16 protein-coding genes are annotated in these 15314 nt (G+C 74.6%); 4 read left to right on the top strand and 12 right to left on the bottom strand.

Annotated elements, in window-relative coordinates:
• Positions 1-101 precede the first annotated feature (101 nt).
• The 9 genes from DQ241_RS02490 to rsgA all read right to left on the bottom strand — a co-directional run bounded on the left by DQ241_RS02490 (position 102) and on the right by rsgA (position 9373).
• Positions 102-485 (bottom strand): sterol carrier family protein, encoded by a 384-nt coding sequence (locus DQ241_RS02490; RefSeq protein WP_113828548.1) that lies wholly within the window; start codon positions 483-485, stop codon positions 102-104.
• The gene (purL, locus tag DQ241_RS02485) at positions 485-2770 is read right to left on the bottom strand and encodes a phosphoribosylformylglycinamidine synthase subunit PurL (RefSeq protein WP_113828547.1); all 2286 of its coding nucleotides are present in this window, start codon (positions 2768-2770) and stop codon (positions 485-487) included. Before purL ends, DQ241_RS02490 begins: the two co-directional genes overlap by 1 nt.
• The gene (purQ, locus tag DQ241_RS02480; protein WP_113828546.1) at positions 2767-3438 is read right to left on the bottom strand and encodes a phosphoribosylformylglycinamidine synthase subunit PurQ; all 672 of its coding nucleotides are present in this window, start codon (positions 3436-3438) and stop codon (positions 2767-2769) included. The genes purL and purQ overlap by 4 nt, the downstream gene beginning before the upstream one ends.
• A 7-nt stretch (positions 3439-3445) precedes the next feature.
• Positions 3446-3685 carry a phosphoribosylformylglycinamidine synthase subunit PurS gene (gene purS / locus DQ241_RS02475; RefSeq protein WP_040338692.1) on the bottom strand — a complete coding sequence of 80 codons (240 nt, stop codon included), beginning with the start codon at positions 3683-3685 and terminating at the stop codon, positions 3446-3448.
• Positions 3686-3810: 125 nt separating this feature from the next.
• Complete coding sequence (locus DQ241_RS21350; RefSeq protein ID WP_147252314.1) at positions 3811-4692, bottom strand: endonuclease domain-containing protein; 882 nt, start codon at positions 4690-4692, stop codon at positions 3811-3813.
• Positions 4693-4814: 122 nt separating this feature from the next.
• Positions 4815-5693, bottom strand: coding sequence for a phosphoribosylaminoimidazolesuccinocarboxamide synthase (locus DQ241_RS02465; RefSeq protein ID WP_113828544.1), 879 nt, complete (start codon positions 5691-5693; stop codon positions 4815-4817).
• A complete protein-coding gene (gene purB, locus DQ241_RS02460) occupies positions 5690-6997 on the bottom strand; it encodes an adenylosuccinate lyase (RefSeq protein WP_113828543.1) in 1308 nt (435 codons plus the stop codon). Before purB ends, DQ241_RS02465 begins: the two co-directional genes overlap by 4 nt.
• Before the next feature lie 52 nt (positions 6998-7049).
• The gene (gene purD, locus DQ241_RS02455; RefSeq protein ID WP_113828542.1) at positions 7050-8321 is read right to left on the bottom strand and encodes a phosphoribosylamine--glycine ligase; all 1272 of its coding nucleotides are present in this window, start codon (positions 8319-8321) and stop codon (positions 7050-7052) included.
• Between the two features lie 11 nt (positions 8322-8332).
• Positions 8333-9373 carry a ribosome small subunit-dependent GTPase A gene (gene rsgA, locus DQ241_RS02450; RefSeq protein ID WP_370444367.1) on the bottom strand — a complete coding sequence of 347 codons (1041 nt, stop codon included), beginning with the start codon at positions 9371-9373 and terminating at the stop codon, positions 8333-8335.
• A gap of 108 nt (positions 9374-9481) precedes the next feature.
• Between rsgA and DQ241_RS02445 the strand changes: the two genes are divergently transcribed.
• Positions 9482-10525 (top strand): glycerophosphodiester phosphodiesterase family protein, encoded by a 1044-nt coding sequence (locus DQ241_RS02445; RefSeq protein ID WP_113828541.1) that lies wholly within the window; start codon positions 9482-9484, stop codon positions 10523-10525.
• 47 nt (positions 10526-10572) lie between these two features.
• On the opposite strand, the gene DQ241_RS02440 is transcribed toward DQ241_RS02445, so the two are convergent.
• Positions 10573-11862 carry an adenylosuccinate synthase gene (locus DQ241_RS02440; RefSeq protein ID WP_113828540.1) on the bottom strand — a complete coding sequence of 430 codons (1290 nt, stop codon included), beginning with the start codon at positions 11860-11862 and terminating at the stop codon, positions 10573-10575.
• A 94-nt stretch (positions 11863-11956) separates the two neighbouring features.
• Here DQ241_RS02440 and DQ241_RS02435 point away from each other — a divergent pair, with 94 nt between their 5' ends.
• The 3 genes from DQ241_RS02435 (at position 11957) to DQ241_RS02425 (ending at position 14560) form a co-directional block, all read left to right on the top strand.
• Entirely contained in the window at positions 11957-12571 is a 615-nt protein-coding gene (locus tag DQ241_RS02435) for a hypothetical protein (RefSeq protein WP_113828539.1), read from the top strand.
• A gap of 82 nt (positions 12572-12653) precedes the next feature.
• A complete protein-coding gene (locus DQ241_RS02430) occupies positions 12654-13727 on the top strand; it encodes an ABC transporter permease (protein ID WP_199583991.1) in 1074 nt (357 codons plus the stop codon).
• The gene (locus DQ241_RS02425) at positions 13724-14560 is read left to right on the top strand and encodes an ATP-binding cassette domain-containing protein (protein ID WP_113828538.1); all 837 of its coding nucleotides are present in this window, start codon (positions 13724-13726) and stop codon (positions 14558-14560) included. Before DQ241_RS02430 ends, DQ241_RS02425 begins: the two co-directional genes overlap by 4 nt.
• Positions 14561-14603: 43 nt before the next feature.
• Here the strand turns inward: DQ241_RS02425 and DQ241_RS20780 are convergent, their stop codons facing one another.
• Together DQ241_RS20780 and DQ241_RS02420 are read right to left on the bottom strand one after the other, a co-directional pair.
• A complete protein-coding gene (locus tag DQ241_RS20780) occupies positions 14604-14747 on the bottom strand; it encodes a GPGG-motif small membrane protein (protein WP_199583990.1) in 144 nt (47 codons plus the stop codon).
• A gap of 145 nt (positions 14748-14892) precedes the next feature.
• Positions 14893-15312 (bottom strand): DUF3151 domain-containing protein, encoded by a 420-nt coding sequence (locus tag DQ241_RS02420; RefSeq protein ID WP_113828922.1) that lies wholly within the window; start codon positions 15310-15312, stop codon positions 14893-14895.
• Between the last annotated feature and the right edge of the window lie 2 nt (positions 15313-15314).

The raw sequence follows: 15314 nt of genomic DNA, 5'->3' as shown, positions 1-15314 counted from the left end.
TCCGTTCTCAGCTCTCGGTGCAGAAAGGTGCGGGTCCGGCCGAGCTTTCGGTACCGAAAGCTGCGGCGCCCGTCCGGCTTTCGGTACCGAAAGCTGGGCCGTCAGCGGAGCGGGCGCAGCGGGAGCAGCGCCGACAGGTCGGCGCGGTTGCCGCTGGCGCTGACCTTTCCCTCGGCCAGGGCCTCGGCCCAGCTCAGCTCGCCGGTGGCCAGCCGCAGCCAGGTGACCGCGTCGGTCTCGACCACGTTGGGCGGGGTGCCGCGGGTGTGCCGCGGCCCCTCGATGCACTGGACGGCGACGTGCGGCGGCACCCGCAGCTCCACCGAGCGGCCCGGCACCTGCTGGGCCAGCCACCGCGCGCTGGTCTTCACCGCCGGGCCCAGCACCGAGCGCGGCGGCTGCTCGGCCTCGCCGGCGAGCCAGGCGCGCACCGGGTCGACCGCGGCACGCAGCTCCTCGGCCGGGATCGGGGTGGCGCCGGGCATCAGCTGGTCGGGACGGTGCCCGCCGGGACGGTGAGCGGGGTGCTGTGCTCGGGGCCGCCGAACAGCGCCGGCAGCGTGGCGCTCCAGGCGGCGCGCAGCTCGGCGAGCGGCAGGGTCAGCCCGGCCACCTCGAGCGCGTCGCCGCCCGTCGTCCCCAGCTCGGTGACCGGGACGCCGCCCCACTGCGCCGCCGTCTTCACGGCACCGGGGTCGGAGGTGGTGACGAGGACGCGACCGGCCGACTCGCTGAACAGCGCGGTGAACGGGTCGTCCCCGAGCGCCAGCCGGGCCCCGACGCCGTAGCGCAGCGCGGACTCGGTGAGCGCCTGCGCCAGGCCGCCGTCGGCGAGGTCGTGCGCGGAGCCGACCAGCCCCTGACCGGCCAGCGCGGTGAGCAGGTCGGCCAGCGCCCGCTCGGCGGCGAGGTCGACGGCCGGCGGGCGACCGCCCAGGTGGCCGTGCACGACCGACGCCCATGCGGAGCCACCGAGCTCGGCCTTCGTCTCCCCCAGCAGCAGGACGGTCTCCCCCGCGGTCCGCCAGCCGGCGGGAACCCGGGTGCGGACGTCGTCGTGCACGCCGAGGACGCCGATGACCGGCGTCGGGTTGATCGCGACGTCGCCGGTCTGGTTGTAGAGGCTGACGTTGCCGCCGGTGACCGGCAGTCCCAGCTCGCGGCACCCGTCGGCCAGGCCGCGCACGGCCTCGGCGAACTGCCACATGACCTCGGGGTTCTCCGGGGAGCCGAAGTTCAGGCAGTTGGTGACGGCGAGCGGCTTCGCCCCGGTGGCGGCCACGTTGCGGTAGGCCTCGGCCAGGTTGAGCTTCGCGCCGGTGTACGGGTCGAGGCGGGCGAAGCGGGCGTTGCCGTCCAGCGACAGCGCGATGCCGCGGTTGCTCTCCTCGTCCAGGCGGACGACGCCGGCGTCCTCCGGCTGGGCGAGCACCGTGTTGCCGCGCACGTAGCGGTCGTACTGCTCGGTCACCCAGCTCTTGTCCGCGCCGTCCGGGCTGCTGACGACGGCCAGCCAGTGCGCCTGGAGCTCGGCCGGCGTCGTGGGCCGCGGGAGCCGCGCGGGGTCGTCGGCCTGGAGGGCGTCGAGGTCCTGCGGCCGCGCCATGGGGCGCTCGTAGACCGGACCCTCGTGCGCCACGGTGCGCGGCGGGACGTCGACGATCCGCTCGCCGTGCCAGTCGACGGTGAGCCGGTCGCCGTCGGTGACCTCACCGATGACCGTTGCCAGCACGTCCCACTTGCGGCAGACGGCGAGGAACTCGGCCACCTTGCCGGGCTCGACGATCGCGCACATCCGCTCCTGCGACTCGCTCATCAGGATCTCGGCGGGCGTCAGGGTGGAGTCGCGCAGCGGGACGGCGTCCAGGTCGACGTGCATGCCGCCGGTGCCGGCGCTGGCCAGCTCGGAGGTGGCGCAGGAGAGCCCCGCGCCGCCGAGGTCCTGGATGCCGGTGACGAGGTCCTGCTGGAACAGCTCGAGGCAGGCCTCGATGAGCAGCTTCTCGGTGAACGGGTCGCCCACCTGGACCGCCGGGCGCTTGGCCGGGCCCTCGGCGTCGAAGGTCTCCGACGCGAGGACGGACACGCCGCCGATGCCGTCGCCACCGGTCCGTGCGCCGAAGAGGATGACCTTGTTGCCGACGCCCTCGGCCTTGGCCAGGTGCACGTCCTCGTGCTTCATGACGCCGACGCACAGCGCGTTGACCAGCGGGTTGCCGGCGTAGCAGTCGTCGAAGAGCAGCTCGCCGCCGACGTTGGGCAGGCCCAGGCAGTTGCCGTAGCCGCCGACCCCCGCGACGACGCCGGGCAGCACGCGCGCGGTGTCCGGGGCGTCGGCCCGGCCGAAGCGGAGGCTGTCCATGACCGCGATCGGGCGGGCGCCCATCGTGAGGATGTCGCGCACGATGCCGCCCACGCCGGTGGCCGCGCCCTGGTAGGGCTCCACGTAGCTGGGGTGGTTGTGCGACTCGACCTTGAAGGTGACTGCGAGCCCGTCACCGACGTCGACGACGCCGGCGTTCTCGCCGATGCCGACCAGCAGCGCGTCGCTCTTCGGCAGGTCGCCGAAGCGGCGCAGGTGCACCTTGGAGCTCTTGTAGGAGCAGTGCTCGCTCCACATGACGCTGTACATCGCCAGCTCCGCCGTCGTCGGGCGGCGACCGAGGATGTCGCGGATGCGGGCGTACTCGTCGGGCTTGAGGCCGAGCTCTGCCCAGGGCTGCTCGTCGTCCGGGGTCCGGGCGGCGTTCTCGACGGTGTCGATGCTCACGCGGCCACGACCGCCTTCAGCACCGACGTGAAGAAGCCCAGGCCGTCGGTGCTGGGCCCGGTGAGGTCCTCGACGGCGTGCTCCGGGTGCGGCATGAGCCCGACGACGCGGCCGTTCTCGCTGGTGACGCCCGCGATGTCGCGGCTGCTGCCGTTGGGGTTGCCGCCGACGTAGCGGAAGACGACCCGGCCCTCGCCCTCGAGGCGGTCGAGGCCGGCGTCGGCGGCGACGTAGCGGCCCTCGCCGTTCTTGACCGGGATGAGGATCTCCTGGCCGTCGGCGTAGTCGCTGGTCCAGGCGGTGTCGGCCCGCTCGACGCGGAGCAGCTGGTCGCGGTTGCGGAAGTGCAGGTGGCTGTTGCGGGTGAGCGCGCCGGGCAGCAGGCCGGCCTCGCAGAGCACCTGGAAGCCGTTGCAGATGCCGAGCACCGGCATGCCGCCGTGCGCCGCCGTCACGACGTCCTGCATCAGCGGGGAGCGGGCGGCGATGGCACCGGCGCGCAGGTAGTCGCCGTAGGAGAAGCCACCCGGGAGGACGACGGCGTCGACGTCCTTCAGGTCGTGGTCGGCGTGCCAGAGGGCGACGGGCTCACCACCGGCGAGGCGCACCGCGCGTGCGGCGTCGACGTCGTCCAGGGAGCCCGGGAAGGTGATGACACCGATGCGCACGGTTCGCTCAGTCCTTGGGGAGGTGCAGTTCGACGTCCTCGATCACCGGGTTGGCCAGCAGCGTCTCGGCGATCTGCTTCAGCTCGGCCTCGTCGGGGGTGCCGTCGACCTCGAGCACGAAGTGCTTGCCCTGGCGGACGCTGCGCACGCTGTCGTGGCCGAGCCGGCCGAGCGCTCCCAGGACCGCCTGACCCTGGGGGTCGGAGATCTCCGGCTTGAGGACCACGTCGACGACCACCCGGGACACGCCGACGAGCGTACCGGGGTCGCGGGGAGCACCCCCGTGACCCTCGTCTCGCCGCCGCGGGGCACCGAGCGCGACGAAGTCGTGGCCATCAGGGCGCGATGGCCACGAGTTCGTCGCACTCGCGGTCAGTGGCCGGTCAGCACACCGGTGAGCAGCCGGAGCACGGCCGCTCGACGACCGAGGACGTCGGCCGAGCTGAACCGCAGCACCCGCCACCCGGCCAGCACGATCCCGTTCTGCCGGCGCAGGTCGTTGACGAAGACCCGCCGCTCGCGGTGCACGTTCCCGTCGAACTCGACCAGCACCCGCCGCTCCGGCCAGGCCATGTCCACGAACGCGAGGAACCGGCCTCGCTCGTCGCGGATCTCGTGCTGGAGGAGCGGTCGCGGCAGTCCCGCGTCAAGGATCGCCCAGCGGAGGACCGACTCCATCGGCGAACCCGCCAGGCGGTCGCCCCAGCCCATGACCACGCGAGCCCGGCCGGCGCCCCGCCGTCCGCGGTAGCGGCGGACGACGTGCGGGAACTCGTCGGCCGGGAAGCCCTGGGCCAGCATCTGGTCGGTCACCGCCAGGAGCGCCGCCGGCGGCACCACCCCGGCGAGGTCGATCCACGTCCGGCTGGGCGAGGTCACGAGCAGCCCGTCGATGCGCCGCGTCTCGGGTGCCGGGACGACGGACGCGTGCACCACCCGGTCCGCCCGCGATCGGACGCGGGCCTCCGGCGGCACGGTGAGGTGCACCCGCCGGTCCTCGCCGACCAGCGGGACGTCGAGGCGCCACAGCTCCGCCGCCGTGCGGTGGCTGAGGACGGAGCCGGGCGGAGCCCCTAGGAGGACGGCCTCGACACGCTGCCGGAGCACCTCCCCGGCGTCCCGCGGCAGGTACGTGTCCCGCGACGTCCTGGCGATGCCCTCGTGGCGCAGCTGCCAGTCGCTCACCCCGGCCGAGCGGGCCGACCGGCGGTTCGTCGGCGCGTGGACGCGGGGTGGCACGGGCGGGGTCGGCACGCGGCGCAGCGTGCCCGGATGCCGGGGGGACCCGCTGACGTCGTCCACAGGCCGGCCGAGTGCGACGTACTCGTGGCGATCAGCGCCGGATGGCCACGAGTTCGTCGCACTCGCGGGGATGACTAGGTGAACTGCTGGCCGGTGAGGCGCTCGTAGGCGGTGACGTAGCGCTCGCGGGTGGCGGCGACGACGTCGTCCGGCAGCGGCGGCGGCTCCGAGGCCCGGTCCCACCCGGACGCCGGCGAGGTCAGCCAGTCGCGCACGAACTGCTTGTCGTACGAGGGCTGCGCGGCACCGGGCGCCCAGGAGGAGGCCGGCCAGAAGCGGGACGAGTCGGGGGTGAGCACCTCGTCGCCCAGCACCAGCGACTCCCCCGCCAGCCCGAACTCGAACTTGGTGTCGGCCAGCACGATCCCGGCGTCGCGGGCGATCTCCGCCCCCCGCCGGTACAGCGCCAGCGTCAGCTCGCGCAGCTCCTCGGCACGGGGTGCCCCCACCAGCGACATCACGCGCGCGAAGTCGATCGGCTCGTCGTGGTCGCCCAGCTCGGCCTTGGTCGACGGCGTGAACACCGGCGAGGGCAGCTGCGAGCCCTCGACCAGCCCGGCCGGCAGGACGACGTCGCGGATCGAGCCGGTGCGCTCGTACTCCTTGGTGCCGCCGCCGGAGAGGTAGCCGCGGGCCACGCACTCCACGGGCAGCATGTCGAGCCGGCGCACCAGCATCGCGCGCCCGGCGACGGACGCCGGGACGTCCGTGGCCGACACCAGGTGGTGCGTGGCCCCGAAGGAGGCCAGCACGGGCTGGAGCTGGTCGAACCACCACACCGACAGCTGGGTGAGCACCCGCCCCTTGTCGGGGATCGGCGTGGGCAGCACCCAGTCGTAGGCCGAGATGCGGTCCGACGCCACGAGCAGCAGCCGGTCGGGGTGGGCGGGGGTCGAGCAGTCGTAGACCTCCCGCACCTTGCCGCGGGCGACCAGCGGGAGATCCACGCTCATGACAGCGCGGCCAGCCGGTCGAACAGCGGGCCGAGGTTGGCCACGTAGCGCTCGGGCCGGCAGATCTCGTCCAGCCGCACCTCGTCGAGCGCGACGCCCGAGGCATCGGCCCGGGCGCGCAGCGTCGTCCGGAACGGCGTCCCGGTGTTCCAGGTCTCCATCGCCGCCGTCTGCACCAGGGCGTACGCGTCCTCGCGGGACAGCCCGCCCTCGACCAGCTCCAGCAGCACCGAGGAGGTGTAGATCAGCCCGCCGGTGGACTCGAGGTTGTCGCGCATCCGCTGCACGTCGACCACCAGGTTCTCGACCAGGCCGGTGGTCAGGTGCAGCAGGTAGTCGGTGGTGATCGCGGCGTCGGGCAGGAACACCCGCTCGGTCGACGAGTGCGAGATGTCCCGCTCGTGCCACAGCGGGATGCCCTCCATGACCGGGACGACGGCGGCGCGCACCACCCGCGCCAGCCCGGCGATGCGCTCGGACCGGATCGGGTTCTTCTTGTGCGGCATCGCGCTCGAGCCCTTCTGGCCCGACCCGAACGCCTCCGACAGCTCGCGCACCTCGGTGCGCTGCCCGTGCCGCACCTCCAGCGCGACCGCCTCGCACACGGTGGCGATGACGGCCAGCGCGGCCACCCACTCCGAGATCGAGTCGCGGAGGACCACCTGCGTCGAGGCGTCGGCGGGCTTCAGGCCCAGCGCCGACGCGACGGTCACCTCGACCGACGGGTCGATCAGCGAGTAGGTGCCGACGGCGCCGGAGATGGCGACGACGCCGACCCGCTCGCGCGCCGCCTTCAGCCGGTCGCGGGACCGGGCCATGGCGAAGGCGAGGTCGGCGACCCGGTGCCCCCAGACGTCGGGCTCGGCGTGCACGCCGTGCGTGCGGCCGACCTTGATCGTGTCCCGGTGGGCCAGACCGTGGTCGCGCAGCGCGGCGACCAGCCGGTCGGCCTTCGCCAGCAGCACGTCGGTGGCGTCGGTGAGCTGGACGGCGAGCGCGGTGTCGAGCAGGTCCGACGAGGTCATGCCGTGGTGCACGTAGGCCGCCGCCGACCGCGGCGACGTGTTGTCCGCCCACGCGGTGAGGAAGGCGATGACGTCGTGCTGCGTCGTCTCCTCGATCTCCGCGACCCGCTCCGGGGTGGGCGGCGGCGCGTTGCGCACCGGCTCGACGACGTCGGCGGGCACCCGCCCGGCAGCCGCGTGCGCCTCGAGCACCAGCGTCTCGACGCGGCACCACAGCTCGTACTTGTGCTGGTCGCTCCAGACCCGCCCCATCTCGGGGAGCGTGTACCGCTCGATCATCGGGCCCACCTCGTCGCGTCCGTCAGCACGGGCACAGTCTTCCGCAGCCCCGTCAGGGCAGGGCGATCCGCCCCTCGACGGCGGCCAGCGCGATGTCGCTGCGCCAGTGCGCGCCGGCCAGCCGGACGCCGGCCACCCGCTCGTAGGCCGCCTGCCGCGCGGCGGCGAGGTCGTCGCCGGTCGCGGTCACCGCGAGCACTCGCCCGCCGGCCGACACCACGCGCCCGTCCGGCGCCACCGCCGTCCCGGCGTGCAGCACGCCCTCGCCGTCGGCCCCGGTGATCGGGTCGCCGGTGCGCGGCGCCTCGGGGTAGCCGGAGGCCGCGACGACGACGGTGACCGCCGCTCCCGGCCGCCACTCCAGCGGCGGGTGGCCGGCCAGCGCGCCGGTCGCCGAGGCGTGCAGCAGCCCGGCCAGCGGGGTCGCCAGCAGCGGCAGCACGACCTGGGTCTCCGGGTCGCCGAAGCGCGCGTTGAACTCCACGACCCGCACGCCCCGCGAGGTCAGCGCCAGCCCGGCGTACAGCAGGCCGCTGAAGGGCTCGCCGCGCCGGGCCATCTCGTCGACGGTCGGCTGCAGCACCGTGGCCAGCACCTCGTCGACCAGCCCGGCCGGCGCCCAGGGCAGCGGGGCGTAGGCGCCCATGCCGCCGGTGTTCGGCCCGCCGTCGCCGTCGTCCCGGCGCTTGAAGTCCTGCGCGGGGACCAGCGGCAGCACCGTCGTCCCGTCGGTGACGGCGAACAGCGAGACCTCCGGCCCGTCGAGGTACTCCTCGACCAGCACCGCTCCCCCGGCGTCGAGGACGGCGCGGCCGTGCGCGGCCGCCGCCTCCCGGTCCACCGTGACGACGACGCCCTTGCCCGCGGCCAGCCCGTCGTCCTTGACCACGTAGGGCGCCCCGCCGGTGAGCGCGTGCACCTCGTCGAGCGCCGTCTCCAGCTCGGCCGGGCCGCCGACCGCCCAGGCCTTCGCCGTCGGCACCCCGGCGGCCGTCATGACGTGCTTGGCGAAGGACTTGCTGCCCTCGAGCTGAGCGGCCTGCTCCGAGGGGCCGAAGCAGGCGATGCCCGCCTCGCGCACGGCGTCGGCGGCACCGGCCACCAGCGGCACCTCCGGGCCGATCACGACCAGCTCGGCGCCCCACTCGCGGGCCAGCGCGGCCACGGCCACCGGGTCGGCCACCTGCAGCAGGAAGGCCTCGGCGACGGCGCGGGTGCCGGCGTTGCCGGGCGCGCACGCCAGCGCCGTCACGGCGGGGTCGGACTGCAGAGCCACGCACAGGGCGTGCTCCCGGGCACCGGAGCCGATCACGAGCACGCGCACGGTGGGCGACCCTACCGACGCCCCTTGGCGGGCTGCTCGCGCAGCGACCGGTGCAGGGAGCGCAGCCGGGCCCGCTCCTCGGCCCGCGCCCGGGCATCGACCCGCAGCAGCTGCCGGTGCGCCTCGGCCTGCAGCTTGCGCCAGGCGGTGAACCGGGCCGGGTCCAGCGTCCCGTCGTCGAGGGCTGCGGCGACGGCGCACCCGGGCTCGCCCCGGTGCCCGCAGTCGCGGAACCGGCACCCGCTGGCCAGCTCGGTGACGTCGGCGTAGGTGGCCTCGATGCCGTCGGTGTCGTCGTACAGGCCGAGCTCCCGCATGCCGGGGGTGTCGACCAGCAGCCCACCGCCGGGGAGCAGGTGCAGCTCGCGGGCCGTCGTGGTGTGCCGGCCGCGGCCGTCCTCGCGGATGCCCTGCGTGCGCGCGAGCTCGGTACCGGCCAGCGCGTTGGCCAGGCTGGTCTTGCCGACGCCGGACGGGCCGACCATGGCCGCCGTCCGGCCCTCCCCGAGCAGCGCCCGGACCGCGTCCAGGCCGGCGCCGGTCACCGAGCTGACCGGCAGCACCTCCACCCCGAGCGCGTCCTCCCGGACCAGCTCGACCGTCGCGGCGACGTCGTCGCACAGGTCGGCCTTGGTGAGGACGACGACCGGCGCGGCCCCGCTGCTCCACGCGACGGCCAGGTACCGCTCCACCCGCCGCAGCCGGGTCTCGCCGACCAGCGCGTCGACGACGAGGACGACGTCGAGGTTGGCGGCGACGACCTGCGCGGCCGAGCTGCGACCGGCGACGGTGCGGGTGAAGGCGCTGCGCCGCGGGAGGACCGCCACGGCCAGCTCGTCCCGGAGCGCGACCCAGTCACCGACCGCCGGGCCGCCGAGGACGGCGTCGTACAGGGACGACGCGGGGTGCACCCGCCGCTCGCCGTCGCCGGTCAGGACGGTCAGCCGGCCGCGGTCGACGCGGGAGACGCGGGCCGGGTGGCAACCGGGCGGCAGCTCCCCGGCGCGCTCGGCGCGCCAGCCCAGCCGTGAGAGTTCGGTCACGACGGGCATGGTGGCCCGCTGGTCATCGCTGTGTCGTGTGAATTGTGTGAACGGTTGTGGCCGACACGTTCACTCCAGTTCCACGATCGTCCATCCGATCAAGGTGATATGGGACGCATGCGCGCGACCGTGGCGCCGGCCGAGAGCCCGGTGACCCGCCTTCCCCGGCCCGTCGTCATCGGGCACCGCGGTGCCCCCTCCTACCGCCCCGAGCACACCGTGGCCAGCTTCGACCTGGCCATCGACCAGGGCGCCGACATGATCGAGCCCGACGTCGTCGTCAGCCTCGACGGCGTCCTCGTCGTCCGGCACGAGAACGAGCTGTCCTGGTCCACCGACGTGGCCCACCGCCCCGAGTTCGCCGACCGCCGCACCAGCCGCGTCGTCGAGGGCGTGGAGGTCACCGGCTGGTTCACCGAGGACTTCACCCTCGACGAGCTGCGCACGCTGAGGTCGGTCGAGCGGATGCCGACGCTGCGGCCGCTCAACACCGCCTACGACGGCCGCTACGGGGTCCTCACCCTCGCCGAGGTCATCGAGCTGGCCCGCCGCCGCTCCACCCGCGGCCGGCGCATCGACGTCCTCGTGGAGCTCAAGGCCGTGGTGTGGCCGTCGGGCATCGGCCCGTCGATGGCCGAGCTGGTGGCCGACGAGCTGCGCCGGCTGGGCGTCGCCCACGCCGCCGGCCCCGTCGTCGTCCAGTCCTTCGACGCCGGGCTGCTGCGCAGCCTGCGCGAGCGGCTCGGCGAGCACGGACCCCGCATGGTGCAGCTGGTCGAGGACGACGCCGAGGGCGACCGCATGGTGTCCCCGCCCGGCCTGCGGGAGATCTCCACCTACGCGCAGGGCATCGCGCCCAGCCGCGACCGCGTGCTCCTGGACGCCGCGGCCCGCCCGACCCCCGGCGTCTCCGCGCTGGTCGCCGAGGCGCACGCCGCCTCGCTGTCGGTGTTCGCCTGGACCCTGCGGTCGGAGAACGCGTTCCTGCCGGCGCACCTGCAGGTCGGCGAGGAGCCCAGCGGCGTCGGCAACGCCCTCGGTGACGCGCTGGAGCTGCTGCGCCTGGGCGTCGACGGGCTGATCACCGACTCCCCCGACCACGCGGTCGACGCGCTGGCCCGGCACACCGTCCCGGCGCCGCGCAGCACGGTCCGCGCCTGACGCCTCTCCTGCAGGGCCCGCCGCGAGCGTGCGGGGCAGGACGGTCCCTACCCGATGAGGTCGTGGATGACGACGTTCTCGTCGCGCCCAGGGCCGACGCCGATCACGCTGATCCGCGCGCCGGAGAGCTCCTCGAGCCGGCGCACGTAGGCCTGGGCGTTGGCCGGCAGCTCGTCGAAGGTCCGGCAGTGCCGGATGTCCTCGAACCAGCCGGGCATCTCCTCGTAGACCGGCTTCGCGTGGTGGAAGTCGGTCTGCGTCATCGGCATCTCGTCGTGCCGGACGCCGTCGACGTCGTAGGCCACGCAGATCGGCACCGTCTCCAGGCCGGAGAGCACGTCGAGCTTGGTGAGGAAGTAGTCGGTGATCCCGTTGACCCGGCTGGCGTAGCGGGCGATGACCGCGTCGAACCAGCCGCAGCGGCGGTCGCGGCCGGTGGTGACGCCGACCTCGCCGCCCTGCTTGCGCAGGTACTCGCCGTTGGCGTCGAACAGCTCGGTCGGGAACGGCCCCGAGCCCACCCGCGTCGTGTACGCCTTGAGGATGCCGACCACGCGCTCGATGCGGGTGGGGCCGATGCCGGAGCCGACGGCCGCGCCGCCGGACGTCGGGTTGGACGACGTCACGAACGGATAGGTGCCGTGGTCGACGTCGAGCAGCGTGCCCTGCGACCCCTCCAGCAGCACCCACTCGCCGGCGTCGAGGGCCTTGCCCAGCATCAGCCGGGTGTCGGCGATCCGGTGCTTGAGCAGCTCGGCGTACCCGGCGTACTCCTCGACGACCTCGTCGATGTCGATGGCCTTGCGGTTGTAGACCTTGACCAGGACCTGGTTCTTCTCCTGGAGCGTGCCCTCGAGCTTCTGCCGCAGGATGGAGAGGTCGAGCAGGTCGGCCACGCGGATGCCGGTGCGGGCGACCTTGTCTCCGTACGCGGGGCCGATGCCGCGGCCGGTGGTGCCGATCTTGCGCTTGCCCAGGAACCGCTCGGTGACCCTGTCCAGTGCCCGGTGGTGCGGCATGATCAGGTGCGCGTCGGCGGAGATGACCAGCCGCGAGGTGTCCACGCCCCGCTCCTCCAGGCCCGCCAGCTCGCTGATGAGGACCTCGGGGTCGACGACGACGCCGTTGCCGATCACCGGCGTGCACCCCGCGGTGAGGATGCCCGAGGGGATCAGGTGCAGGGCGTACCGCTCGCCGTCCGGCGTGATCACCGTGTGCCCGGCGTTGTTGCCGCCCTGGTAGCGGACCACGTACGGCACGCGGCCGCCGAGGAGGTCGGTGGCCTTGCCCTTCCCCTCGTCGCCCCACTGGGCACCGATCAGCACGACAGCCGGCATCGGGAGGGTTCTCCTCTGGTTCGGTCGGGTGGGTGGAGCGCTCGGCACCCAGCGCCTCCGGGAGGCGGGGTGGGTCAGGTGGCAGGGTATCGGCATGGCTTCCGTCGAGCTGGACCTGCGGCGCCTGGACGCCGGTCAGGCCCCCCGCCCGGCCACCGTCGCACCCGCCGGCGAGGCCGAGGCGGTCCGCGTGCGCGGCCCGGTGCCGGCGTTGTCCGCCGTCCTCGCCGTGCTCCTCAAGGCCGGCCGGACGGCGGAGGTGCCGGTGGCCTGGGAGCCGACCTCCGACCGCGACGCCACCGGCCTGGCCCGCGACCTGGGCATCGGGTCGGGCGAGCGCCGGTTGCTCAGCCTGGTCCGCGACGACCACGGCGGCGTGCTGCTCCACCACGGCCGGATCGAGGCCGGCGGCCCCGGACGGCGCTCGCTGAGCCGGCGGCTGGGCCTGCAGGCGCACCACGACGACATCAAGGTGGCCGACGGCGAGATCACCCGGATCGACGTCCGGCCCGACTGGACCGCCGTCGACACCATCGGGGTCACCGTCATGGTGCAGCCGCTGCGGCCGACCCGGCGCACCAGCGGGCGGGCGCTGCAGGTCGCCTCGGACCCGGCACGGGTGATCCGGGACGGCGTGCCGTTCCCGCGTCCGGTGCACCGCTGGACCTGGTACGCCGACGACCGGGTGCGCTGGCTCCTGGAGCCGTGACGCGCGGCGTCGTGGACACTGGGCGCACGCTCGTCGAGGAGGATCCCCTGCCGTCGTCCCCCAGCCCGGCCGGACCGCGCCGGTGATCACCGACCGCCTGCCCGCGTACGGCACGGTTCCCGGGAGCGCGCCCCGGCCGGCCGCGGGCGGGACCCGGCCGCTGCGCCGGGCGCTGACCCGCCCGAGCCTGCCCGCCCTGGTCGGTCTGGTGGTGGTCGTTGCGGTCTTTGGGGTGCAGGCGCCCGGGCTGCTCAGCACCGGCGGGCTGGCCGGCGTGCTGGACCTCGCCGCGACCCTGGGCATCGGCGCCGTGGCGGTCTCCCTGCTGCTGATCGCCGGGCAGTTCGACCTGTCGATCGGGGTCGTCGCCGTCGCCAGCTCGCTGCTGACCGCGCTGCTCATCGGACCCGGCGGCTGGCCCGCCTGGGCCGCGCTGTTCGTGTCGCTGCTCGCCGCGCTGCTCGTCGGCGTCGTCAACGGCGTCCTGGTGGTCAACACCGGCCTGCCGAGCTTCCTGGTCACCCTGGCGACGTTCCTGGTCCTCCAGGGCACGGCGCTGGCCGGTTTCGAGGGGGTGACCGGCTCCTCCCAGGTGCAGGGGCTCGACCAGGCGCCGGGCTGGTCGTCGGCCGCCGCCGTCTTCGGCTCCTCCACCGAGCTGGGCGGGGCACGCTTCCAGGTCTCTCTGCTCTGGTTCGTCGGGCTGACCGCGCTGGCCACCTGGGCCCTGTGGCGCACCAGGTTCGGCAACGCGGTCTTCGCCAGCGGCGGCGCGCGCACCGCGGCCCGCGAGCTGGGCGTGGCCGTCCGGCGGACCACGGTCACCCTCTTCTGCCTGACCGCGGCCGCGGGCTGGCTGATCGGGTCGCTGGCCCTGCTGCGCCTGGAGAGCGTGCTGGTGACCAACGCCGGTCTCAGCACCGGCATCGACTTCGTCGTCGTCGCCGTCATCGGGGGCTGCCTGCTCACCGGCGGCTACGGGTCGGCGATCGGCGCGGCGATCGGCGCGCTGCTCTACGCGGTGGCCCGCCACGGCATCGCGCTGGCCGGGTGGGACCCCCGCTGGTTCCAGGCGCTGCTGGGTGTCCTGCTGCTCGTCGCGCTGCTGGCCAACGGCGTGGTCCGGCGCCGGCTGAAGGCGGTGCCCCGCTCGTGAGCACCGCGTCGTCGGAGGTGGAGGCGGTCCCCGCCGCGGCGCCACCGTTCCTGGAGCTGCGCGGGCTGACCGTGCGGCACGGCTCGGTGCCCGCGCTCTCCCGCGTCAGCGCCGCGATCCCGTCCGGCCAGATCACCTGCGTGCTCGGCGAGAACGGGTCGGGCAAGTCGACGCTGGTCTCGGTGCTCTCCGGGCTGCGCCGGCACGACGACGGGCAGCTGCTGGTCGACGGCCGGCCGGTGCGGTTCCGGTCCCCCAGGCAGGCCCGCGACCTCGGCATCGCCACCGTGTGGCCGGACCTCGCCGTCGCCCCGCTGCTCTCGATCTGGCGGAACTTCTTCCTCGGCGCCGAGCCCACCCGGGGGGTGTGGCCGCTGCGGCGGCTCGACCTGGAGGCCGCGCGCGAGGTCACCTGCCGGGCCATGGCCCGGGTCGGCGTGCCCGGGCTGGACCCCGACCAGCCGGCCAGCGCGATGCAGGCCGGGGAGCGGCAGAGCCTGGCGGTCGCGCGTGCGCTGCACTTCGGTGCGCGGGCGCTGATCATCGACGAGCCGGCCAGCCCGATGACGATCGCCCGGCAGACGCTGTTCGGTCAGGCGATCCTCGCCGCGCGGGCCGAGGGCCTGGCGGTGGTCGTGGTGACCAACAACCCGCGCTACGCGCACCTGATCGGCGACCGGTTCCTGCTCCTGGCCGGCGGCCAGGTGGCCGGCAGCCTCACGCGCGACGACGTCGACGCCGACGTGCTCACCGCCCTGATGGCCGGCGGCGGGGAGCTCAGCACGCTCACCGACGCGCTGACGGCGCTGCACCCGGAGCTGGGCGAGCGCTGAGCCTGGGCGGGCGCCGGGAGAGACCCCGGCGCCCGCCCCAGAGCTAGTTGAAGACGCTGACACCGCCGGGGCCGACCAGCAGGCCCACGATGATCAGCACGATGCCCCACAGCATCTGCCCCCGGACGATCGCCAGGATGCCGGCGATCACCAGGACGACGGCGAGGATCCACAACAGGGTTACCATCGCGCTCGCCTCTCTGTTCGGGCGCCGGATCGGCGCCGTGCACCGAGAGTGATGACCCTCACGGCCCCCGGCCAAACCCGAACCCGCTGGTACACGGCGAACGGGCGGCCCGCAGCGCGGACCGCCCGTTACCGTTCGTGACCGATCAGGGAGCCAGCGTCGGGTCGCAGTCACGCAGCAGCTGGGTGCAGCGCTCGTGCTCGTCGGTCTCGCCGATCGCCTCCGCGGCCCGCGCCAGCACCGTGACGCAGCGCAGGAAGCCGCGGTTGGGCTCGTGCGACCACGGCACCGGGCCGTACCCCTTCCACCCGTTCCGGCGCAGGGCGTCCAGCCCGCGGTGGTAGCCGGTGCGCGCGTAGGCGTAGGCCTCGATCGTGTCGCTGAGCTGCCGCTCGGGGTGGTCGATCGCCGCCTCGGCCAGCGCCGCCCAGGCGGCGCTCACCGTCGGGTGGTGGGCGGCGACCTCGGCCGCCGGCGTGCCCTCGGCCAGCTCCCGCTCGGCCTCCGGGTTGCCGGGCAGCAGGACCGGGTCCGGCTCGCCCAGCAGGTTGTGCGGGTGCGTCATGC

The organism is Blastococcus sp. TF02A-30 (assembly GCF_003319185.1).
Classification (GTDB): domain Bacteria; phylum Actinomycetota; class Actinomycetes; order Mycobacteriales; family Geodermatophilaceae; genus Blastococcus.
This window is presented reverse-complemented; position numbering and strand designations above follow the sequence as displayed.

Excerpts from the sequence above, each read along its gene's own strand:
- DQ241_RS20780 (WP_199583990.1), bottom strand. The coding sequence starts at position 14,747 with ATGGTAACCCTGTTGTGGATCCTCGCCGTCGTCCTGGTGATCGCCGGC.
- DQ241_RS02445 (WP_113828541.1), top strand. The coding sequence starts at position 9,482 with ATGCGCGCGACCGTGGCGCCGGCCGAGAGCCCGGTGACCCGCCTTCCC.
- DQ241_RS02465 (WP_113828544.1), bottom strand. The coding sequence starts at position 5,693 with ATGAGCGTGGATCTCCCGCTGGTCGCCCGCGGCAAGGTGCGGGAGGTC.
- DQ241_RS02490 (WP_113828548.1), bottom strand. The coding sequence starts at position 485 with ATGCCCGGCGCCACCCCGATCCCGGCCGAGGAGCTGCGTGCCGCGGTC.
- DQ241_RS02420 (WP_113828922.1), bottom strand. The coding sequence starts at position 15,312 with ATGACGCACCCGCACAACCTGCTGGGCGAGCCGGACCCGGTCCTGCTG.
- DQ241_RS02440 (WP_113828540.1), bottom strand. The coding sequence starts at position 11,862 with ATGCCGGCTGTCGTGCTGATCGGTGCCCAGTGGGGCGACGAGGGGAAG.
- rsgA (WP_370444367.1), bottom strand. The coding sequence starts at position 9,373 with ATGCCCGTCGTGACCGAACTCTCACGGCTGGGCTGGCGCGCCGAGCGC.
- purB (WP_113828543.1), bottom strand. The coding sequence starts at position 6,997 with ATGATCGAGCGGTACACGCTCCCCGAGATGGGGCGGGTCTGGAGCGAC.
- DQ241_RS02435 (WP_113828539.1), top strand. The coding sequence starts at position 11,957 with ATGGCTTCCGTCGAGCTGGACCTGCGGCGCCTGGACGCCGGTCAGGCC.